General features: G+C 63.1%; 15 protein-coding genes. 3 read left to right on the top strand and 12 right to left on the bottom strand.

Going from position 1 to position 22,446, the window contains the following annotated elements; all coding sequences use genetic code 11:
* Nucleotides 1-17 precede the first annotated feature (17 nt).
* Both AC5QPF_RS21660 and AC5QPF_RS21665 read left to right on the top strand, forming a co-directional pair.
* The gene (locus tag AC5QPF_RS21660; RefSeq protein WP_494959817.1) at nucleotides 18-722 is read left to right on the top strand and encodes an FCD domain-containing protein; all 705 of its coding nucleotides are present in this window, start codon (nucleotides 18-20) and stop codon (nucleotides 720-722) included.
* Between the two features lie 16 nt (nucleotides 723-738).
* Nucleotides 739-1,401, top strand: a complete 663-nt coding sequence (locus AC5QPF_RS21665) for an FCD domain-containing protein (protein WP_494959818.1) — start codon at nucleotides 739-741, stop codon at nucleotides 1,399-1,401.
* Nucleotides 1,402-1,440: 39 nt separating this feature from the next.
* On the opposite strand, the gene AC5QPF_RS21670 is transcribed toward AC5QPF_RS21665, so the two are convergent.
* The 5 genes from AC5QPF_RS21670 to AC5QPF_RS21690 form a co-directional block, all read right to left on the bottom strand.
* The gene (locus tag AC5QPF_RS21670) at nucleotides 1,441-2,490 is read right to left on the bottom strand and encodes an AI-2E family transporter (RefSeq protein ID WP_494959819.1); all 1,050 of its coding nucleotides are present in this window, start codon (nucleotides 2,488-2,490) and stop codon (nucleotides 1,441-1,443) included.
* 150 nt (nucleotides 2,491-2,640) lie between these two features.
* Complete coding sequence (locus AC5QPF_RS21675) at nucleotides 2,641-3,429, bottom strand: DUF4892 domain-containing protein (RefSeq protein WP_494959820.1); 789 nt, start codon at nucleotides 3,427-3,429, stop codon at nucleotides 2,641-2,643.
* A 117-nt stretch (nucleotides 3,430-3,546) separates the two neighbouring features.
* Nucleotides 3,547-4,401 carry an alpha/beta fold hydrolase gene (locus tag AC5QPF_RS21680; protein ID WP_494959821.1) on the bottom strand — a complete coding sequence of 285 codons (855 nt, stop codon included), beginning with the start codon at nucleotides 4,399-4,401 and terminating at the stop codon, nucleotides 3,547-3,549.
* A complete protein-coding gene (locus AC5QPF_RS21685; protein WP_494959822.1) occupies nucleotides 4,398-5,192 on the bottom strand; it encodes an alpha/beta fold hydrolase in 795 nt (264 codons plus the stop codon). The genes AC5QPF_RS21680 and AC5QPF_RS21685 overlap by 4 nt, the downstream gene beginning before the upstream one ends.
* A gap of 141 nt (nucleotides 5,193-5,333) precedes the next feature.
* The gene (locus tag AC5QPF_RS21690) at nucleotides 5,334-5,681 is read right to left on the bottom strand and encodes a hypothetical protein (protein ID WP_494959823.1); all 348 of its coding nucleotides are present in this window, start codon (nucleotides 5,679-5,681) and stop codon (nucleotides 5,334-5,336) included.
* A gap of 250 nt (nucleotides 5,682-5,931) precedes the next feature.
* Between AC5QPF_RS21690 and AC5QPF_RS21695 the strand changes: the two genes are divergently transcribed.
* The gene (locus AC5QPF_RS21695) at nucleotides 5,932-6,210 is read left to right on the top strand and encodes a LuxR C-terminal-related transcriptional regulator (RefSeq protein WP_494959824.1); all 279 of its coding nucleotides are present in this window, start codon (nucleotides 5,932-5,934) and stop codon (nucleotides 6,208-6,210) included.
* Between the two features lie 42 nt (nucleotides 6,211-6,252).
* On the opposite strand, the gene AC5QPF_RS21700 is transcribed toward AC5QPF_RS21695, so the two are convergent.
* The 7 genes from AC5QPF_RS21700 to AC5QPF_RS21730 form a co-directional block, all read right to left on the bottom strand.
* Nucleotides 6,253-7,731, bottom strand: coding sequence for a hypothetical protein (locus AC5QPF_RS21700; protein WP_494959825.1), 1,479 nt, complete (start codon nucleotides 7,729-7,731; stop codon nucleotides 6,253-6,255).
* A gap of 183 nt (nucleotides 7,732-7,914) precedes the next feature.
* Nucleotides 7,915-10,104 (bottom strand): autotransporter outer membrane beta-barrel domain-containing protein, encoded by a 2,190-nt coding sequence (locus AC5QPF_RS21705; RefSeq protein WP_494959826.1) that lies wholly within the window; start codon nucleotides 10,102-10,104, stop codon nucleotides 7,915-7,917.
* Between the two features lie 190 nt (nucleotides 10,105-10,294).
* Nucleotides 10,295-12,316 carry a hypothetical protein gene (locus AC5QPF_RS21710; RefSeq protein WP_494959827.1) on the bottom strand — a complete coding sequence of 674 codons (2,022 nt, stop codon included), beginning with the start codon at nucleotides 12,314-12,316 and terminating at the stop codon, nucleotides 10,295-10,297.
* Between the two features lie 200 nt (nucleotides 12,317-12,516).
* Nucleotides 12,517-13,161 carry an RHS repeat-associated core domain-containing protein gene (locus AC5QPF_RS21715; RefSeq protein ID WP_494959828.1) on the bottom strand — a complete coding sequence of 215 codons (645 nt, stop codon included), beginning with the start codon at nucleotides 13,159-13,161 and terminating at the stop codon, nucleotides 12,517-12,519.
* Nucleotides 13,161-17,093: an RHS repeat domain-containing protein gene (locus AC5QPF_RS21720; protein ID WP_494959829.1), complete on the bottom strand. Its 3,933-nt coding sequence runs from the start codon at nucleotides 17,091-17,093 to the stop codon at nucleotides 13,161-13,163. Before AC5QPF_RS21720 ends, AC5QPF_RS21715 begins: the two co-directional genes overlap by 1 nt.
* Before the next feature lie 77 nt (nucleotides 17,094-17,170).
* Complete coding sequence (locus tag AC5QPF_RS21725; RefSeq protein ID WP_494959830.1) at nucleotides 17,171-20,062, bottom strand: hypothetical protein; 2,892 nt, start codon at nucleotides 20,060-20,062, stop codon at nucleotides 17,171-17,173.
* 13 nt (nucleotides 20,063-20,075) lie between these two features.
* Nucleotides 20,076-22,412 carry a hypothetical protein gene (locus AC5QPF_RS21730; protein ID WP_494959831.1) on the bottom strand — a complete coding sequence of 779 codons (2,337 nt, stop codon included), beginning with the start codon at nucleotides 22,410-22,412 and terminating at the stop codon, nucleotides 20,076-20,078.
* Nucleotides 22,413-22,446: the final 34 nt, after the last annotated feature.

Here is a 22,446-nt window from a genome sequence, read left to right on the forward strand (position 1 = left end):
ATCTCGTGGAGCGTCCCGTGATCACTTCATCGACCGTCGTCAACGCAGTCGTCGACAAACTGCGCCAGGCCCTGGCCCGTGGACAATGGCGCTCCGGCGAGATGCTCCCGGGGCAGCGCGAGCTGGCCGAGCAACTGGGTATCAGCCGGCCGAGCCTGCGCGAAGCGGTGACCGTGCTGGAAACCCTCGGCCTGGTCCGCTCTATGCCCGGCAAGGGCGTGCTGGTGCTAGACGCCGACAGTGCCGAGCCGGTGCTGGTACCCGCTACGGTGGCCGAGGCAAGCCTGGAGGATGTACTGCAACTGCGCTACACCCTCGAACCCTTCATCGTCGGGCTGGTGGCGCAATCCATCAGCAGCCAGGAAACCGGGCAGTTGCGCCTGACCCTGATGGACATGCGCGAAGCCCTCGACGCCGACGACGCCCAGGCCGGGGTCAATGCCTATATCGCCTTCCACGAGGCGCTGTTCGCCCTGACCTCCAACCCGATCTTCCAAAGCGTGGTGCAGCAGACCAGCAACGCCCTCAAGCAGAGCGCCCAGGTGCTGCGCAAGTCACCCGAGCACCTGGCTGCGCGGCTGGAAGAGAACGAAGCCGTGGTGCGCGCCATCCGCAACAAGGACAGCGCCCAGGCCAGCGCGCAGATGCGCCGGCACATCCTGCAGGAAGGCCGACGCATGGGCATCGAACTGAAGATTCCGGACGAGCAGCCGGGTCACTGACTCCAGGAGCGCGAAGATGAACACCTCCCTGCCCTTCCTCACGGCCGGAGGCGGACGCCGGATGTCCGCCGAAGAGATTTATCCGCAGTTGTTCGACGCCATCCTCGAACAGCGCCTGACCCCAGGTACGCCACTGACCGAACTGGCCCTCGGCGAGGCATTCGGCGTGAGCCGCACGGTCATCCGCCGGGTGCTGGGACGCCTGTCGGACCAGCAGGTGATCGTCCAGCGCCCGGCCCACACCGCGCGCCTGGCGGCGCCGGACCCGGAGCAGGCGCGGCAGGTCTTGAGCGCACGGCGGCTGGCAGAAACCACTTTGATCGAACTGGCTGCGCAGCGCTCGCGGCCGGGACAACTGCGCCAACTGCGCGAGCTGATCGCCCGCGAGCGCCTGAGCCACGAACAGGGCCAGCGCTGCACGGCGATCCGCCTCGGCGGCGAGTTCCACCTCAAGCTTGCGGAAATCGCCGACAACGCGCCGTTGACGCGCTTTCTCAATGGCCTGGTGCCAATGACTTCACTGATCATCGCCAAGTACGAGCAGCACGGCTGCGAGCATTGCGCCTGGGAGGAGCATGCGGCGCTGGTGGATGCGCTTGAGGAGGGTGACAGCGAGGCTGCACTGCGCTTGATGCACGTGCATCTGGACCGCATCGAGGCCAAGCTGGATCTGGAGTAAAGGCTGTACCTTGGGGCCGCTTTGTGGCCCCAACGCTGTTCAGGCCTGTTTCGCCGGATTGTTGTGATTCGACCAGTCCACCAATAGGCTGTAGCCCACCGCCAGCAGGGTCGGGCCGATAAAGAGGCCGATGAAGCCAAAGGCCAGCAACCCGCCGAACACCCCAAGCAGCACGATCACCAGTGGCAGGTCGCCGCCACGACTGATCAGGTACGGCTTCAGCACGTTGTCCACGCCACTGATGATGAACGTGCCCCAGATCCCCAGGAAGATCGCCATGCCGTACTCGCCCTTCCAGGCCAGCCAGGCGGTGGCGGGAATCCAGGCCAGCGGCGGGCCCATGGGGATCAGGCTGAGCATGAAGGTGACCAGGCCTAGCACCAGCGCCCCGGGAATGCCGGCGATCAGGAAGCCGATCAGCGCCAGCAGGGCCTGAGCGGCTGCGGTGCCGATCACACCATTGACCACCCGCTGTACCGTGCCCGCTACCAGCCCCAGGTAGTAAGGGCCGCGATCCCCGGCCAGGCGCTCCAGCAAGCGCAGCACGAAAGCAGACAGGCGCGGCCCGTCACGGTAGAAGAAGAACACGAAGACCAGGCTCAGGATCAGTTCGACGATGCCGCTGCCGATCTGCGCGCTGCGTGCCAGCAACCAGTTGCCGACCTGGCCGAGGTAGGGCTTGACCGTGGTCAGCAAGGCGGCACCCTGCTGGTCGATGGTGTTCCAATAGCCCACCAGGCGCTCGCCCACCAGGGGGATGCCGGGTAGCCACGCGGGCGGGTCCGGCAGGCCGTCGACCTGCACGTCACGGATGAAGGCGGTGGCATCACGCACATGGTCGGCGAGGTTGAAGCCGAGCCACACCAGGGGCAAGGCGACGAGGATCAGCCAGAGGGTGGTCAGGAAGCTGGCGGCGAGGGTTTCGCGACCGCCACACAGACGGGTTACCAGGCGCATCAGCGGCCAACTGGCATAGGCCAGGATAGCCCCCCAGAGCAGCGCGGAAATGAACGGGGCCATGACCCACAGGGCAGCGCCCAGCAGTGCCAGCAGGAGGATCTGCACCAGCAGGCGATCGTTGTTGAGCATGGAGGCCCTCTCTCAAAAAAACACATTGCTCGGGCTTATCGAAGGCCCTGTGGGAGCTGGCTTGCCAGCGATGAGGACAGACCTGGCAAAGATGTTGTCAGGTCTGCCGCAATCGCTGGCAAGCCGGCTCCCACAGGGTACGCGGTGAATCTAGCGGATCAGTTCCACATGCAGACCGGCAGCCGGCTTGTCGCCGGTCTCCAGCCGTGCCGCGCGCACACCCGCCGCACTCAACTGCTCACTCCACACCGCCGCCTTCGCCCCGGTCAGGCCCACCCGCAGGCTGCTGTCCAGGTTCAAGCTGCGCGCCAGCAGTGACACCCAGGTCTGCGGCGGCTCGCCATTCAGGTCCGGATAATCCAGCTTGCCAGTGCTGCGCAGTTCGCGCAGCACCGTGGCCGGGGTCGGCAGCAGCTCACCGAGCGGCTGATTGGCCTCGAACTGCTCCACATGCAAGTACGCGCGCTTGTTGCCACGGGTAATGGCATACAGCGCGACCAGGGTGTCATGGTCATCACCACTGCGGCGCAGCAGGATGAACGCCTGGTCCTCGTCCGAACCATACAGCCGCGCATTGGAGAAGATTTCGTTGGCCCACAGGCTGCTTTCGCCGCAGTCGCGCTTCTCGCACCAGAACAGCGGATAACCGCCATCGACCTGCAAGGCCTCGCGGGCGGCGGTGAAAGCATCGGCGGCACTGCGCTCGGGCGGCAACAGCCAGGTAGTGGAGCTCACCTGACCACGGCCCTCGACCTTGCCTTCCATGCGCAACTGACCGCTGATCTTGCGCAGCGGACCCAAGGGATAGACACGTTCCTGCTCCTTCGCCGGCTGCTGGTCAAAAACCTTGGCATCCTGGGGAATCGGTAGCTCAGCGGCGGCATGGGCCACGCTGGAGCTCAGCAGAAGAACGCAAAACAGAGACCGAACGGCGTTCATCGGCGAACCCCGCCGGCAAGTCCGGCGTGGCCAAGGGAAAGGGGGCGGCTGTCGTGCTGGGTCATGATTGTCTCCCTGATCAAAACCCGCCAAGCCTCGGCAGTTGCCCGCCGCAAGTCAAGGAATGGCAAAGAAGCGATTGAAACAGTCTGCAACAAGCATTGCACCGGCTTCGTCGTTCAGGTGCAGATGATGGCCGCCGGGCAAATGCTCCAAGGTGAAGGGTAGCTGCTCCAGCAGTGTCGTGTTGCGCGCCAGCATGCCATCGTCGGCCACCACCAGGGTGGTCGGGCAGGCGACGCGGCGGACGAAGCTCAGCGCCTGCTCTTCGCTCATGCGCAGCGGCGACGGCAGGGTCAGGCGGCTGTCACTGCGCCAGCTGAAACCGCCGGGCACTGGTACCAGACCGCGCTGAGCCAGCAACTCGGCGGCCTCGCGAGTGACCGCGACCATACCTTTCATCCGCGCTTCCACGGCCTGTTGCAGTTCGGGGTAGACCGATTTGCGCTTGTTGTCGTGACGCAATTGCGCCTCCAGGGCCATGCCCATGCGCTCCGCGGCATCCTGGGCCGCCGCACCCGGCGGGATCACTCCGTCGATCAAGGCCAGGCGTACGATACGTTCGGGCAGGCTGCCGGCGAGGATCACCGAGACGATCGCCCCCAGCGAATGCCCAAGCAGGGAAAAACGCTCCCAGCCCAGTTGCGCGGCCACCCGCAGCACGTCATGGGCATAGTCGGCCAGGGCATAGCCGGCGCCCGGCGGGCGGTGGCCTGAATAACCATGACCGGCGAAATCCAGTGCGCAGATGCGCAAGCCGTGCAGCCTGGGGGCCAGCCGGGCGAAGCTGTTGGCGTTGTCCAGCCAGCCGTGCAGGGCGATCACCGGACGCCCGTCGGCGGGGCCGTAGAGGTGTGCGGCCAGTTCGATATGGCCCAGGTCCAGGCGGACCTCTTCGACGCCAGGGTTCATGCCGGGTTCTCCTGCCAGCGCTGGAACAGCTGGCGAATCAGTTGCGCCGTGTCCTGCGGGCGCTCCAGGGGGAACATGTGGCTGCCCGCGACACTGTGGTTTTCCCCCAGCGGCATGCGCCGCACCGCTTGGGCGTGGTGGGCACGGACGATGCGGCTGTCGCGGCCGCGGACCATCGCCAGCGGTACCTTGAGCCGGCCCGGATGAGCCGGTCGGGTGTGCGGGATGCTGCGGTAGATCTGCATCTCGATGGCCGGATCGAAGCGCAGACGCCAGCCCTCGCCTTCCGGCTTCAGGCCGTGTTGCAGGTAGGCCTCCAGGCACTCCGGATCGAAAGCGCGAAACAGCGACTTACCAGAGAAATAGTCCCGGGCCTGGTCGAGGTCATCAAAAGCCTCGCGCCGCCCTTCGGTACGCCCGGCCGGGGTGATGCGATCGATGAAACCCAGGCGCTTGGCCAGTCGGATCAGCCATTGGTCGGCGAGGGTCAGCACCGGCGAGTCGAGCATCACCACCCCGCGGTACAGGTGCGGGCAACGCAGCGCCGCGTGCAGGTGCAACACACCACCCAGGGAATGGCCGACGCCCCAGACCGGTTGCGGCTGCCGCTCGAGGTGGTGGATCAGCTCGTCGACCAGCAGCAGCCAGTTGTCCCCCACCGGAAAGCGCGGATCATGGGCGTGCAGGGGCAGGTGATCGACCTGATAGTCCGGCGCCAGCGCGGCGAACAGCTTGCCGTAGGTGGCCGAGGGAAAGCCGTTGGCGTGAGCGAAGAAGATCGGTTGCGACATGGCGGACGGCCTGATGCGGAAAAAACTGACAATGATTGTCCGCAACCACCGGTACCTCGGCAATGCCTGTAACAGCCATCGGGGATGGCACTCCGGTCAGGGGGGACGGTACGCACTGCGGCAATACCGGCTCCCTGCCGTTCAGAAACCCTCGAACGAACGGTGCATGCAGGCCTGGATATAGGCCACCTGGTACTCGTAGGCCTCGCGCACCTGATGCCGGTCCTGCTCGCAGAGCTGGGCCCGCTGCATGGCCAGGCAAGACACCTGGAGCATCTTCGCCATCTGCTCGCAAGCCTGCTGAAACTGTTGCAGAGACTCGGACTCGCGGCGATGCCCATAACGCCGGACCAGAGCATCGAAGCGCGCGTCGGCAGCGTCATGAAGTACCTGGAACTCGGCAAAATCCAGTTGATAGCTGAAGTTGCACTCGTCCAGTACCTGACGCAGATCCATCGAACGGGTATGCAGCCCCTCATATCCGGCCATGACTTCCTCCTCGCAAAGAGTGCGGCTTGTACAACTTCACGCTAGCAAGTCACCAAGCACGCAACAACTGACAAAAATATCAGGTGACCTGCGCCATCCGCAGGTCGCAGGCGAGCGTGCCAGCAGAGCGCCGCCTGATATTTTTGTCAGGTTTCAAGCAGAGCAAACGGCGATATAAGTGTCCCCGTACCGTCCCGGTCGCATCGATATCCGAAGGATGCCAATTCCAAGCAAAATCCAGGAGCTCTCCATGTTCGCATCTCCAATGCTGGGAACTACACGCACCCGCGCCTCCAGCGAAAGTGCGCAACTCATTCCGCAAGACCTGATCAAGCTGACTCTCCGGGAAAAGGTGGTTCTGCAGTGGAGCGCAGAAGGCAAGACGTCCTGGGAGATCGCTCACATCCTTCAATGCAGCGAGTCGGCAGTGAATTTCCATTTCTGCAACATCCGCCGAAAGTTCGGCGTGAACTCACGCAGCGCAGCGATGCTCAAGGCCCTGGCCTTGGGCCTTATCAAGCTGCGCTGAGACAACCACGGGAGCTGCGAACGGCACCGGCCCTGCGCAACCTCAGGACGTCAGCCGTGGCGTCAGCGTCGGGAAATTGGGGGCTACGTCCAGTGGCCAGGTTTCCCCAAGGTCGAAGCTTACATACACCTTCACACTGAACACCTGATTGAGCATGAGCTGGGTCAGGAACGACCTCGCAATCACCACGCGGCCGTCCGCGCCGATGCCACTGCTCAGTTCCGCTTCGGTGACCCGGTGATCGTGCAGCGCTTCATGACGGATACTGCCGCCTGTGGCTGCCACCCCGGTGACGACGATGCGCACCATCTGCTGAGTGGCGATCAGCTTCCAGCGTTGCAGGGTCAGTGTTGCACCGCCGGCGGGTACCGAGGCCAGGCTCAGGGTGCCATCACCCATATGCCCATAGCATTGCACCGTAGGCATATCGCTCACCGGAAAGGTCAGTACCCTCACCCATTGTGGCGTGGAAAACAGCAACTGTTCGGCGCTGCTCACTTCGTAGTACAGCGCCGCAGTCTTGCCGATGGCAATGGCGATGTTGGCCTTGGGGATCAGGCAGGCACGTGGATTGCTATCGGTGTTCAACTGACCACGAAAGGCCCCGAAGCTACCGGGCTCGCCCCACTGTACCCAGACCGCCTCACCGGGATGAATCACCGTGGCCGGATCGAGGGACACCAGGATGTCGCCGCGCACGGCCTTTTCCGGGTCGAGCACCAGTTGCTCGCCGACACCGTTGGCGGCGTCTACCACCAGCCACGGTAGCACCCGAGGGACCGGCGTGGCATTTACCTGAAGCGTCACCGGGCGCGACGCAGCGGGCGAGTTACCAGCACGATCCTGCACCTCGTAGTGGACGTAGCGGGCCCCATCGCCGCGCTCGCGGATCATCTCCCCGGAAAATGTCAGATACAGCGGCTTGCCGATATCCTCTTCGTACAAGGTGCACGAGGCCACCCGGTTGAACTCGAAGGGTTGCCTGTCCCAGTACCAGGTGACCACATCGCCAACCCGCGATTCGCGGTAATCGGGCACCTGCGCGTGCACCTCATCGTTATTGTCCTCCAGGTAATCCACCGTCACGCCATCGGCCACGATTTCCGCCGGGAACAGCAGCGCCCCCTGGTCCGGGCCCAGCACCGGCGCGGTCTTGTCGATGGTGATCAGCAACGGTTGGCCATAGGCGCCCTCGCCGTTGTAGATCTGTACCCAGTACTCAAGGCGTTGCACCCCCTCCGCCAGGTACTCGCTGGCGATGCGGAGAAACAGGTCGCCCGGTTGCACCGGAGTGGTCCAGTTGCGCCTCTCGACTTCGTTGCCGTTCCAAAGCAGGATCAGTGTTTCAGGGGTGTCCGCCGAAGGGTCCGAGTTGCCCCACATCGGAATTTCCACGCGCAACGGCGCCAAGGTGGCCTCGAAGGGCAGCAGGTTGGGCTGGCCACCGTCTATATCGTCCAGCAGGGCTTCGACAATGGCAGGCGCGAGCACGAGGGGCTCGGCGTTGAAAGAACTCGACATCGGTGGCTCTCCTCGAGAAAGCGAATCGGTTCCCGCACGAACGGGTGTCGTACTCCATTTTCCGGTAAGAACAGTGGGGGCATAACTGGCAGAAATATCAGGTCCGCAGAAACAAGAAACCTGCCGCGCACCTGAGGGCTCGCGGCAGGTCGAGAGGTCGCCTTGCGCGACCGCGGACAAGGCTTACCAGCTATAGCGCAACCCGACGCTGGCACCCCACGGCTGCTCGATGTACTCGCCTTTGCTGTAGTCGAAATCGGCGTGCAATTGCAGGTTCGGCGCCAGCGCCACCGACACCCCGGCACCCAGCTCGCCGCGGGCCCCGGACAGGTCGTTATTGAAACGGTTGTCGTTGATCTTCACCCGGTTGTTGGTGGCGAACTCATGAGCATAAGCGACCCGCAGGTACGGCTGCACAAAGCGGCCTTCGCCAAGGTCGAAGTTGCGGCCCACGGTGGTACCGACCTTGCCCAGCAGGGAGTGAGTACGCTCGCCATCGGCGCGCATGTCGTTATCCAGGCTGTAGTTCTTGCCCTGGATGACCACACCGGACAGCTGGGTATACGGTTCGACGTACCAGCCCTCGTCCAGGGTGATGTGGCGACCGAACTCCAGCGAGGTGCCCAAGGCGTGGTTGTCGTAGTCGCCCTTGGCGCGAGAATTGTCACTGAGGTTGACCTTCGACTCGTTCTGCAAGCGATTGAGCTTCAGCACCGCATCGAAGTAGTAGCCACTGCTCTGGTCCAGCCAGGTGGTGTAGCCACCGAGGTAGTAGCTGTTGACCTGGCCAGTGGAGCCACGGGCCAGGTTCAGGCCCGAATCGCTGTAGCCGGCCAACAGGCCCACCAGCCACTGGCCGTCACCGAACGGCAGCGGCGCGTCGGCACCGAAGGACAAGCCTTGCTGCACCTGCTTGTAAGCGGTGCCGGACGACGCGGAGACATCGTACTTATTGCTGTAGCTGCGCATCCAGGCACCGGCCTTGCCGCCGTTCATGCGCAGCTCACCCATACGGCTGCGCAGGGTGCTCAGTTCGCCGTACCAGACGGTCGGAGCGGCATTGAACAGGCCCAGCACGGTCTGGGTGCCAGGACTGATGGTCTTCATCGAGGCATCCAGGTACCAGTCGTCGCCGTGCTGGATCAGGTCGTAGGAGAAGGTGCCAAGGTCGACCTGGCCATTGACCAGGGAAAAGTGCGCATCACCTGAGGCGCTATGGATGAGATGGATCTGCACGCCCTGGGCAGGATCGGCGCCGCTGCTGCCCACGAGCAGTTGATGGTTGCCAGTGGCCTCGCCGGTGATGTCGAGAAAGTCGGTCTGCCCCGTGGAGAAATCGGTGTCCATGATGAAGGTGCCATTGCCGGAGAGGTTCTCCACGGTCAGGCGGAAGTAGGCGTCGGTCTCGCCGAACTTGACCATGCCCCCGTCCATCACCAGTTTGCCGACCTCGTCGTTCTCGATCATGTTCCACTGACCCTGGCTGGCCAGGGTAAGGCTGGCGACCTTGTCCAATGAGCCCGTCAAGGTGGCGTGATTCTGCAGGGTCAGGTTGGCGGTCGCGCCCTCCTCGGCAACCACATTGCCCACCAGGTGGCTGTTGTCCACGGCCATGTTGGCGGTGGAGCCGCTGATTACCTTGAGCACGTTGCCGTCGGCGCCTGTCAGGGTCGAGCCGTTGCCGACGAAAATGTCAGCCGTGGCCGCCTGGGTGGGAACGGTACCGACCACGATGGCCGCGCCCGCCTCGCCCTCGACGTGGGTAGCGCTCAGGTTCAAAGTGGCGCTGCCGGCCAACGCCGGGTCGAAACGGATACGAATGCCGCTATCGCCACCGGTGATCGTACTGCCAACGGCATCGACGCGGCCGCCGAAGAGTTCGATCCCGTAGCCGGTCGCGCCGGTGGCGGTGACCGTGGTGTTTTCCAGATGCAGTGTGCTGTTGGTGGACACTGCAATGCCGCGAGTCCCTCCGGTGATCGTGCTGTTGATCACGCTCGCACTCGACCCATCCGGCCCGGTACGCCCCACGGACAAGCCAACGGTATCACTGCTGATGGTGCTGCCGGAGAGGGTCCCCGTCGCATTGACCAGGGACACGCCGGGCGCACCGGTGGCGGTCACGGTAGTGCCATTCAGCGCCAAGGTGCCGCGTGGCTCTACCCGGATATCCCGAGTGGTAGCGTTATTGGCCGTCAGGCTCGATCCCGGGCTCACAACATAATTGTCGACAGGGTCACTGCCATCGATGATTTCGTCGCCAATCACCAGCCCGGCGAACACCTGTTCGCTGGCCAACACGAGCGGCGCAAAGACCGCGAATTTCAGAACCCGAACCAGCGGGCGGGGTTTGAACGGGAAAGTCACAGGCATCGGTAATAAATCTCGCAGGGCATTTGGCAACAGCGATAAACCAAGCCGACAAGCAACCGGGTCCACTCGCAAAGGCCCGCGAGACTACAGACGACAACCCAAAACTTATGTAGGAATATTCTCCAATATATAGCAGTTAATTCAACGCACCTTGAGCCCGCGAAGCGCCTGGGCTCAAGGCAGACTCACCTTACTTTTTTTGCGGAGTTGGAGGAATCGGGCACGAAGCTCCTGGGATATGCATCGAAACCACTTCGTCAACCTCCAGCGAAGTAACAGTGTCTCCTTCATAAGTGAAAGAGTACTTCGTCACCCCACGGCCATCACGACTGACACCTGGCTGGTAAATGGGAAGGATGTATTCATCGTAAGGCTGCACTCGCCAGATAAAGCCAGTAGCGGGATTCTGGCCGCCCAGGGTGATGGTCTCCTCGAATACAGCGTCGGCGATGACCTGCCCCTCTCCCGGCTGACGGCGATCCCACGGCGTCCAGGTCAAGGTCACGCTGTCACCGTCCTTGAGCCATGTGCTCAGATCAGGCACCTGGACGCGGATACAAGGCTCCAGCGGGTGCGGATTGAGCGGGTCTTCATACAGTGAAACACAGGTCAGCCAGCCATTGGCCGGGTTGCGCCCCAGGTATTCAGGTGCCGGCGGTGTAAGGACGACGGCCTCGACATGGACGTGGTAGGTCTTCGAGTGCTGCTTGTTGTTGGAGGTCGGAGAGCCGATTCGATAATGCACGGGAACTGCCGGACCATTGCCTTTCCTTTCGATGATCTCCCAAGGAATCTGCACGCCGATTTCCCCCTCGGGCAACTCGAAACTCTGGATCGTGTGGGTATACGCCAGTTCGTCCCCCCAATAAAACTCGATGGTGTCGCCTGACTGCGCACCGACGAAGGCATAGGTGACCTGCTTTGCCGGCAGCCCGGTATCCGCCGTGGTCAAGTGGTTGAACGCGTTGTCGACGGCGCCATAGGTGTCGAGTTGCGTCAGGCTTTCGTTGACCGGATCCGGCCAGGTCAGATCGGGCTCAGGTCGTGGCGGACCGATCAGGGAAAAGTCCACATCCACCAGCGTGAAAGGCGCATCGAACGCCACGGTGCCGCGCAGGATCCGGTAGCTGACGCGGGTTTCCTTCAACCCGGTGGCATCGCCGTACTCGGCCTTCAACGTAGCCGCAGGCACCCTCACCTGGATCTCCGTACCCGGTTGCGAACCGACATCCTCAGCATAGAGATCGGTCGCGCCCCACTTGACCTCGACCCGGTCGGTCGCCTTCCAGCCCGAATAGAGCGGGACATGCACCACCACGCCCAGGTAGGCATCCATCAGGTTGATCAGCCCGTCGCTGGCCAGTGGCACCTCTGGCGCTGCCAGGTCGGTGGGCAAGGGCCCGAGCGCCACCGCAACCGGTGTCGGAAAGGAAATTCGGCTACGGTTGAACGCCTTGTCGATCAAGGCATAAGCGAGGTAGCACCCGCCGTCCCCCGCCTCACGGACGATGCCAGGATCGACGGTGATCCGGGCGGGCGTACCGGTCACTTCGTGAATGCCGGCAATCGGGATCTGGGTGATGTCGTCGGGAATGGGGTCCTTCAACCACCAGTACACCACGGTGTCCCTGGGTTGGCGGTCGGGATAATCGGGAATGGTCCCCACCACGCCGGCCGGGTTGTCCACCAGGTATTGATCGGTGATCGGCACACCGGGCATCAGCATCGCCGGCGGTTCGTCGTCCACCTCGCCCCAGGGCGGGGTACTGTCGCAAATGACACCCAGGACGGGCGATATCGCCGTTTCGAAGTTGTATTGAAAAATCCTGTAACGCAGCTCGTAGGGACCATCCCTTTCCATCTCCCGCTTCGGAAGAACCAGGTTGAGCGGAAACAGGCCCTCGACAGGCGGAGTGACCTCCATGCTGTCGAACACTTCGAATGCACCACTGCCGGCCTCTGCCCACTCCAGATACACGGTGTCGACATCACCGGGCAGCAGGTCGGCCGTGCTGTCGTAGACCGGGATGGTGACCGCAAGGTCATTGAGCAAAGCGTTCTTGTGCAAGGTATTGTCCGCGGGATCAACGATCACTCCAGCATCCAGGAGGGGCGGCGCCAGGTCTTGCACCTTGCGATGGCGTTGCACCTGGGCCTTGCGGAACTCGCGGCGGGACTGCTCGGCCAGGCGTTGCTGTTCTGACTCTGACATTGTGGTCACCCTCTCCATGTGTTCGGCCCGTCGAGAAAACGGCGACTACCGTTCCGGATCGAACAGCCGTGGAGTCATTTAATACTCCCGGGGGGAAGGGCGTAACTGGCAGAAATGACAGGTCGGAGGGACCCGGCCTCAAAGAAAACCGCCTCCTGTTCAAGGAGGCGGCAACAGGGGCGTAACGTCTTCCGGACTCATCAAGACCGGATGCTTGAAGTCTCCTCCGGAATGTCACTGAGTCGCCTTTTCTTGTTACCAGCCATTTTCGGCACGGGCTTGCGGACGCCCTCCGGAAGCAGGAGGGGGATGCCCCCCAATACACTGCTGCGAAGACTATTTTGGTCCACCGGCAGCGTCACCAAATACGATTCTCTGGTTGACGAGGACTGGAATTTGTATTCATCCAATCCTCTGCCGATCTCACGAGCCTCGCTTGCTTCGCCTTTTCCTTGAGCCTTGACGGCCACCCCAGACGAGTTCTTTCCATCGTCTGAAACGCTTTGACCCGTGCGAAGTTTCGGCTCTTTCCGACTGCTGCTCATGAAGTCCCTGCTCTTGTTGCCACCCTTTTTCAGACCGACGGAAATCCCGAAGCCCACGGCCAGAACCCCGGCGACCGCCGCCACGCCGATCCAGTTGTTGCGTTTTTCGCCCTCAGACACAATGGCAATGACACTGGCAACGCCCGCGACTATCCCGAACACCCCAGCGAAAAGGAGCGGCCAGGGGGACGCATGCCCGCTCGGATCACTCAGATTCTGCGGATCCCCATTGCAGTACGCGTACGCATTCAATCCACCCACGTCGAACGGGCTGAGATCGTCCGGCCCGTTGAACCTCATCAGGACCGGGCTGTAGCGTCGGTATCCTTTCCCAGCAGTTGCCCCCCCGCCTCCCGCTCCTCAAGTTCGCCATTGAAGCCGAGCCGTGCCTGAACCGTGGCACTGCGATAGCCATGGGCGGTGTAGGCCAGGTTGACACCCTGCCCCGCCACGCTCTCGCGCAGCACGGTGTTCTTCTGGTCGCAGCCCAGCAGCAGGTTGACCTCCCCGGACTGCCGCTCGGCCAGCAGGTTGCCGGCACCGCGCACGAAGGTGCTGCCACCATCGCCTTGCAGCACGTTGGCCAGCTCTTCCTCGCGGTAGAAGCGCTGCTCGGCCTCGGCGCCGCCGGCAAGGCTGGCGAGACGGTCCAGCGGGTCGTAGCGGTAGCTGCCGGCCAGCACGCCATCGCCTTCGCCGACACTGAGCAGACGGCCAAGGGCATCGTAGTCCAGTTGCCGCCCCTGCTCGTCGCTCACCAGGTTGCCGTCGGCGTCGTAGCGCAGGAGGATTTCCTGCGGATAGGCCTCGTGATCATTGCTCACGCGGGTCAACTGGGTCGGGTCGTCGTCATTGTCGTAGTAGTAGTCGGCGCGGTTCTGTCCACCGGGGAACGTAGTCAGCACCCGGGTGATGTTGTCCATGGCATCGAAGCGGAACTGCTGCGCCTGCACCGGTTGCCCGTAGGCATCCAGCGGCGGTACGCCGGCGCATGTGTAGCCGGTCAGGCGGTAGCGCTCGTCGTACTCATAGTCCTCGTCGCGCAGCAGCACGCCATCCTCCAGCAGGGTGCGCTTGCTCAGGCGGTCCACGGCCGTCCATTCCTGGCTCAGGTCCTGGCTCCCCGTGCCAAAGTCGAAGTGGCGCAGGGTCTCCCGGGCGAAATCGTCGTACGTCAGGGTCACGTGCACCTGCTCGTCGTTGTCCCTGGTCTGAATGGTGGACATGCGCCCCAGGGCATCGTAGGTGAAGGACGAGACAATGCTGTCCAGCCCGGTGGCGACCAGGCGCCCGGCACTGTCGTACTCGTAGGTCTGGGTCTGGCCGAGGACATCGGTGTAGCTCAGCAGGCGGCCGCGCAGGCTGTACTGGTACTCCATCTCGTAGACCTGACCATCCTCGTGGCGGCGTTCGATGTGCAGGTCGCCGGTACTGAAGTATTCCCGCTCCAGAATCTGCCCCTGCTCCTCGCAACTGACCAGGCGGGCATTCTTGGGGTCGTAGACATAGCTGGCCGCGACCCCGGGCGCCAGCTCCCGACTCATCGGCTCCTCGCCGAGCTGCGGCTGGTACTGATAAGTGATCAACGCCCCCGCCGGCGTGGTCACGGTCTGCGGCTGCATGCGCCCAGGCTCGTAGCTGAACATCCGGTGGCGGCCACCGGTGATGCTGCCGACCATGCGCGACAGGCCATCGAAATGCTGCTGGCCCAGCTCCCGTCCGTCGACGCTGATATGGGTCGGCAGGTCTTCGTCGCTGTGCTCGACAAAACGCCGGCTGACCACCGCACCACCCGGCAGCACATTCTCGACCAGGCGATCGAAGGCGTCGTAGGCGTATGTGGTGACATGGTCGAGGGCATCTACCTCGCGCCGGGTGCGCCCCAGGCCGTCATAGAAATACTCGTGCAGGCTGACCTGCGTGCCCTGGTTGTCGAGACGCTCGCTGCGTACCGGCTTGCCGAACAGGTTGACCCAGGTCACCGTCTCGCCGCTGCGCGAGCCGCCATTGACGCTCTGCTGCCAGGCCCGGGTAATCGGCCCTTGAGAGGCCGGGGTACCGATCGGATCGGTCTCCTCGACACTGACCACGTCATCGGGGCCCCGGACGGCGCGCTGCTGGCCCCAGTCGTCGTAGTCGTAGTGGTTCCTCAACGTCAGCGAGCGCTCTGCCAGCCAGTCGAACTCGCAGCTCTCGCGCAGTTGCCCCAGGCCGTCATAACGCGCGCTGGACGTATCGCGCCAGGTACCGTCGCCATCGACATCCTGGCGCTGTTCGAGGACCTGGCGGTTGAGCCCGTCGACCCAACTGCGGGTCTGCACGCCCTTGACATCGGTAGCCACCTGCACGGCCTTCTGCCCATCCAGGCTGGTGAGGGTGTAGGCGTAGGTGCGGGTAGCCTCGAACTCGGTGTCGGGGGCCACGGTTTCCGCGGTGACCCGCCGCAAGCGGTCGTAGCCGTAGCGGATAACCACGTCGCTGTCGTCATGAGTCTGCACCGGCTCGCCAATCAGCAGGGCATGCTGCAGAACCAGGGTCTTGATGGTGTCATCGAAGCCGGTCAGGGTTTCGTGGGTCTGTAACACGCCCTCGGCCGGCAGGACCTCGTAGCGGTAGTCGGTGAAGGTGCTCAGGCCATTCAAGGTGGCGCTCTGGCTGTTCATGCGGCCATGCAGGAGTGCATCGCCAGGTCGGTCGAAGTACTCGTGAAAGGCTTGCTGCAGCGGCGTTCCACGGTCCGACAGGTCCTCGTTGCTCAACACCAGCCAGGGGTTCTTGGCAATACCGGCCAGAGGTGGCAGCGCCTGGTAGCGGTAGCGCGTGGTCAGCACTGGCGCGTCGCCCTCGCCGCCGGTGGCCGGGGTCACCGTCTGCTCTTTGAGATGGCGGACAAAGCCGTCTGGATCTGGCGGGCAGCCATCCTCGCCAGCCGCTGCGTAGTACAGGCTGGCCGTACGCACGCCGTTGGTCTGGATTTCCAGGGTCGGGTTGCCATGGATGTCGAAATCGGTTTCGACGGTTTCCAGCCTCGTTTTTGTCGCATCCCCCACCACTTCCCAGCGGGTATCGATCCGACGAGGCAGCTGGAAGATCGGTGGCTGCTGGTCAAAGGGCACGTCGCGCTGGTGATACTCGGTGCCGACACGCTTGAGGCACGTGCCCTGAAGGGTGGCTTCCTCGGTCATCAGATGGAAGCGGTTGAAGGTGCGCTTGACCTCGCGCGTTGACTGCCCGTCGAGCAGATGGGTGGCCGTGCTGGTGTATTCGTAGGTATGGGTGACCTTGTACAACTGGTCCAGGCCATCGTCTTCCCAGGAAATATTGGCGCCATTGCCGAGGAAGTTTTCGTTCGAGTAGCCGTATCGCGTGGTCAGCACGTCCTGGCCCGAGCCCGGGTCGATGCGGTGCTCTGTCACCCGCGGCAGATTGGGCCGGTCGGTACTGCCCGGATAGGCATGGCCGGCGTCGTTGTAGTCGATGTATTCACGGCCGCCCAGTGGCGTGCCGACCTCACGCACACAGGTGATGCCGCGGATCGTCTCGTAACGCAGGCGCCAGGAGGCCTGCTCGGGCACCGGCAGGACGATTTCCACGACCAGGCTGTCGGTCAGCTTCATCTCGAAGCGGCTCAACGGCTGGTCATCAAACGGCGGCAGCAGCAGCTTGACGCTGGTGTCGGTCCGGGTGATACGCAGCAATTCGCCGCTAATATCGGCGATACTGGCCAGGCGCTGGATGCCGTTGAAACTGGCATAGGTCAGTTCGACAGCGTGGCCAAAGGGCCCATGGATCCAGCGCGGCAAGGCGACCCGGTTGAGCCCCGTACCCATGGCCTTGAGCGTTTCCACCAGGCCCGACTTGTGCACCACCCGGAAGGTGTCGTCGTCATCCTTGAAAAAACGGAAGCTGTCGAGCTTCTTCTCTTTGATCGGCGGTTCGTTGCCGCTGGTGCCGGTGACCTTGAAGCTCTCCCCGGTGGACAGCGAGAGCATCTGGTCGTTGGGTGTGAACTGGCTCAGGCGCAGGTTCCAGCCCAGGCCAAAGCCGCTGTCCACGGTATTGAGCGGATTGAAGTCGAGCCGCAGCGGCATGTCCGGACCGGCCAGGGCATTGGCCTTGAGCTCGGGCAGATCGATGGACAGGGTGTACTGACCGGTCCGCGGATCGACACTGTTGTTCATGTAGCTCATGAAGTTGAAGGCGTTGGAGCGCACAACGGAAGAAGTGGTCATGGCGAGGTCCCTGACAAAGAAAACAGCGGGCGATAGGGCCCGGCGGACTGCCGCCGGGCCTCGGCCGGGAACGGGTGCTACTGAATGTTGAGCACCAGGGAGTTGCGACTGTCGATCAAGGTCGACGAGGGGAAACCCACCTGCAGACGGTGACGGTTGCCCTCCACGTCGCGCAGGACGAAGACCACCGGCCCGTCGAGCATCTTGCGATACATGCGGCGCTCGTCGCCCTCTGCCATCTCGTCGTACCAGTACGTCATGTCCATCTCCCGGTGCAGGCTGATCATCAGCTCCCCGGGCGAGGGTCGATGGCTTTCCTCGAAAGCCTCGCGAATCGGCGTCCCTGCGGCGAACCGGCTGAACGAGAGGAAGTAAGGATCGAAGCCCAGCCGGGTCGGCGGCTTATCGTCGCCCGGGGTCGGGTACGGGTAGAAGCCATAGCCGGTGAAGCTGAAGAACGTCTCGTTGATCTGCTCGCTTTCCCACTGTATGGTCGAGACGTTGCCCTCGATCTCCAGGGTGGAGAACGGCACCGTGTAGATTCCGGTGCGTTTGTAGATCACGTCCCAATAGTCCACCGAGGTCAGGCGGTAGTTGAACGGGTCATCGCCATTCGGCCCGTCCGTGCCCGGGCCGTTGAAGACCCGGGTGCGGATGATGTCGAAATCGCGGTTGGGCCCGACGACCGGGTCCACGGCCGGGATCTGCTCGCCGGTGATCTCGACCTGGTGCCCCTCGCCCACCAAGTCCTTTGAACTGTGAACACCACCGAAGTCATCCGTGAAGCGCACGTAGAAGGTCCGCGAGCCCTCCACCCGGGCATGCAGGAACAACTCGCGAAAACGCTGCCCGGCGTTGCGTGCAGGTGGCAGCGGCTGGTACGGGTTGAGCCCGGCCACGGTCGGCGAGTACAAGTGGAAGCGGTTCTTGCGCGTATGCACGGCGTAGGGGATCGGACTGTCGTGCGCAATACCGTCCTGAGCGATGTCCAGGAAGGCGATCTCGCCGCTGCTGTTGTCCACCAGGCGCATCGAGGCCAGCTCGGTCTCGCTCAAGGGAATGTAGATATCGATGCCGCCGATGTTGACCGGCTTGGTGATGACCTCGATCGTCAGCGGGATCTGCTGCATGCCATTGATGTAGCACTGGCTCAACCCGCCAGGCGCGGTCACGGAGAACTTGTCCAGCTCCTGCCAGTGCACCTGCTCCCGTGCTTCGGAAAGCTGCACCACGGCGTACCCAGTGATCAACACCGGCCCGTCCGGGGCAGGTTTCATTTCGCAGAGCACCAGGCTGACCAGCGAGGTGACATTATCCGGCGGCATGAACAGGCCCTTGTCGTCGATCGAGCCCTCGCCGATAACGCGCCAGTGCGCCACTTCGTCGGGGATGTTGGTGCTGTGGAACGGCACGCTGCTGCCACGGCGGATCGACGGTACGAACGGTGGCTCGACCCCCCCGGCAGGCGCAGTACGCAGTACCACCATGGCCGACTCGATGGTCTCGCCGGTGGCCTTGTCGGTGCAGCGGATCTTCTGCAAGGTGATCAGCGCTTCCACGGCGGAGGGTGGGGTGTAAACGGCATGGCCGTTGCCCTTCACCTCCAGCGTGCCCAGCTTCGGTGCCAGCAGTTCCCACTGCAGGTCGCCACCGCTCAGGGTCGAGACATGGATGTCCACCGGGCCGTCCATTAGCCCCAAGGTGCTGACCCGAGGCACCACGCTCATCAGCTCGGCACGCCCCGTAATCATTGCCGTAGAGCGTTGCAAGCGGTTGTCGAGCATGTATTCGGCAACCACCAGAGCAGGCACGCTGTCGCGACTCAGCAGCGTGGCTGCGGGAGCGGTATACAGTCCGCCAGCGCTGATGCTGCCCACCGCCAGCGGACTGTCCAGGCTGCGCGTGCTCCACAAGGCACCGCTGATCTCGCTGCCATCGCCGCGACGCAGGCGGAACTGGCGCTGCCCGCCAGCCTTGACGCTGCTGTAGAGAGGTTCGATCGTCGCGCTTTGCGCCTTTTCCGGGACGTTGCCGAGGATCAGCAGGTCATGCGGCTCGTGACGCCCCCCCGTCGCCTCGACGAAGGCCTGCTGGCCAGGGAAGACCATGCGCTTGATCACGTCGAGCTGTTGCTCGTCGACCCACTCGAGCAGTTCGCTATTGAGCACCAGCGCAGCCGAGTACAGCGGCTTTCCGCCTGAGCGGTCACCGGGAATCAGGTACGGGAAGTCGCCCTCGTTGGCCGGCAGGGTGCCGTTCTGGTCGATGCCCTTGAGGCGGGTGAACACCATCAGCGCACCGTCGCCATCTTCGGTACCTGGCGCGCGCTGGGCGCAGAGGTGGAAGGACACCGGGCTCAACGGGTGGTAGCCGTTGAAGTCCAGGCCGCCCAGCTCGAAGGTACGGTTGTTGGCCGGCTGGTCCTTGAAATAGTCGGCGATGGCCGTGCCGAGGGCCTCCTGTGCCGGCCACTCCTCGACCAGGTTGCAGCTCCATTTCTCACCCTTGGCCAGGTCGAGGGCGAAACGTCCGCTACGGTCCACCTCGGCGACGATGGTCGACAGGTCCAGTTCCATGGAAAAACGGAAGCCGCTGTGTTCGCTGAAATCGAAACTGTGTGCCAGGCGCCGCGGCAACCCGGTGGCCTCACCGATCAAACTGAAGGTGCCGGCAACGACGTCGAGGGTCAGGGTGACATCGGACCCTGGCAGCGAGGACGACACGAACGACACCTGCGGCGGACCGAACACCAGGTCGGTCAGGGTAGCCATTGCCACCCCGTCGGGGTCCAGCGACACGCGTGCGCTGAACGGTTTGTTCAGGCGGAAATCGCTATTGCCCTCCACGTGTTGCTGGCGCAGAAAGTCATTCAGGCGGTCACGACCAAAGGCAGCTACCGCCCCCCAGCCCAGGGTAATCGGCTTGTCGCGCATATGCGCCAGCAGTTGCTCCAGGGTTTGCTCGGACATGATCGATCCTCCCTCAAGCGTCGGTTGCGTCGTTGGACAGGCACAGGCGCTGGAGCCGCAGCCCTTCCTGCACATCGACCAGGGGCATGGGCAACAGTATCCAGCCGGTGAAAAAGGTGCCAAACAGGTCCATGACGCATTTGATCACGCAAAACTTGTGTTGCCCGCTGGCATCTATGGTCAGTACACCCTGGGCATCGACGCTTCCGGAACCGTGGAGGATCGTCCACGTCCTCGGCGCGCCCGGCATCTCGTTGTCTTCCATGGTGGCTTTCAACTGCACCTTGTTTGGATCGCCGGTTTCCTCGTAATGGATTTTCACGATAGGTGTGCCGTGAACCACCACGACATAGCTGGACTGCTTCGTCCTGGTGGCCAGGTTCTCCACCACCACCTCTTCGATGGTGATGCCGGTCTCGCCTTGGGGTCCCGGGAAGAACAGATGATCGCCGTGTTCCTCGGGGTCAAGCTCGACCCTCGCACCATTGCTCGGGTCGGCGATGGTCCACTTCAGCTCGCTGCCGTTCAGCCCGCTGGCCGATAGCGGCCGCCCATTCGGATCGCCGGCCGGGCAGATCTGGATCACCGGGTTGAGATTGAGGTCACGGGACACCACGGTGACCAGTGCACTCTGGCGAAACTCGCCGGCGGTGGCGGTGATCCGCACCCGGGTGAAGGCACCTTGCATGTCCTCCAGCTTTGGCGCGGTATACACCCCGCTGGCACTGATGCTGCCGGTGGGTCCGGTGGCGCCCGGCACGGCCACGACGTTCCACACCACGTCCTTGCGCTCCGGCACGGTCTTGAACACCTGCTGGGTTCCGGGGCCGATGATCGGCTCCAGCGGTTCGATGGCGAACTGGGTCAGGGTCGGCGATACCTGGCCGAGCAGCGCCATGTCACCCGGCAGGTGCACGCTATCGAGAACCACCGCGTTGTCTCCCCTGAACAGCAGGCTGTTGAGGCGGAACACGTCGATTTCGCTGGCTGGCTCACCGAACACCTCCAAGGTGTTCCACAACTGCTCCATCAGCATCGGCTCGATGAGGTCGGTGATCAGGGAAAACTTCTCGGCGATTTCCTTGATCTCGCCATTGGCGCCGGGCGCCACCTTGATGATCTTCAGGTCGGTTTCGTCCAGTGGCACCAGGCTGACCGTACCCTTGGCCTGGTCGAAGACCACGCCGAACGAGCGGATCACATGCCAGGACACATCGATCGGCAGGTCCGACTTGACGCCGGTGAAGGTCTCAAGGTACGACTCGGCCTCGGCATGACCTTTCCACTCGACATGAATGCGATCGTTCTTGAAGGTGCAGGTCATCTGCGACTGGTCCGAAGCCAGAGGGAATGTCGGCAAGACCCTGATGGCGCTGTACCACTCGCGCTGTGTGCTGATCTGCTCGCCGGTGCGCCGCCCCTTGAGCACCTTGAGCTGATCGACGAAGTCCAGCTCCGGCCCCTCCAGCACGTAGTCGAAATCGCTGTTGGCGTCGGCAATGGCCCGGCAGCCTTCGGAGAAGATCTTGTGCATGAGGAACGAGTGGGCGAGCAGCATGGTGGCCGAGGCACCATCCGGCAGGAGGTAGGTCATGTCCTCGTCACGTACCGGAATGGTGCCGTTTTTCCCGTCTTCCGTTGTGATGAACAGGTACACCGCGCCCGAGCCATGGAATTCCGACTTGGGATCCCGTGCGCCCGGCGCGGCGTGGGTGCGAACGTTGAAGTACCTGGGGCTGATGTACTGGCCAGGGTCACGCTGGACTTCGTTGAGTACCAGAATCTGCTGCTCCGGCGGCAGTTTCTTGAAGTGCTCGATCAGGTACTTGCCACCCGCCACCCGCTCCTCTTTATAGCGAGCGAAGGTCAACTCGACGTTATAGGCATCCAGCAGGTTCATCCACACCCGCCCGCTGTCGCTGATGTCACCCTCGACGTCGAGCAGGTTGATGTCCATGATCAACGAAGGCCCGTCCAGGGCATCGATAGCGCTGATCCGCGCCACCTGCTTGATCAGACTGCCCGGCGCGCTTTCCAGCGACACCTGTGCGCCGCTGACGATGCGCAGGGTCAGGTGAGCCCTGGAAAAGGCGATGTTGGAGTTCACGAACGACAGGCGACCGGCGTCGAGGATGTAGTCGTAGATGATCTCGCTGGTGAGGGTGGAGGTGGAGATGTCGCCAGAGATGGGCTCCAGGTAGTCGCCGCTGTCGAAACGTTCGATGTACTCCTGACGCAGCACCCTGTTGGTCTTGGCCCGGTCGTAGGCGACGATGCAGTCCCAGCCAAAGGTCTGTGGCTTCTCGCGCAGCCAGTTCAGGAATTGCTCCTTGGGTATCTTGTATTCCATGGTGTTCGTCCTCTCTGGTTAGCTGGCCTTCACA

The sequence above is a fragment of the Pseudomonas sp. Con_6 genome, from assembly GCF_059379395.1.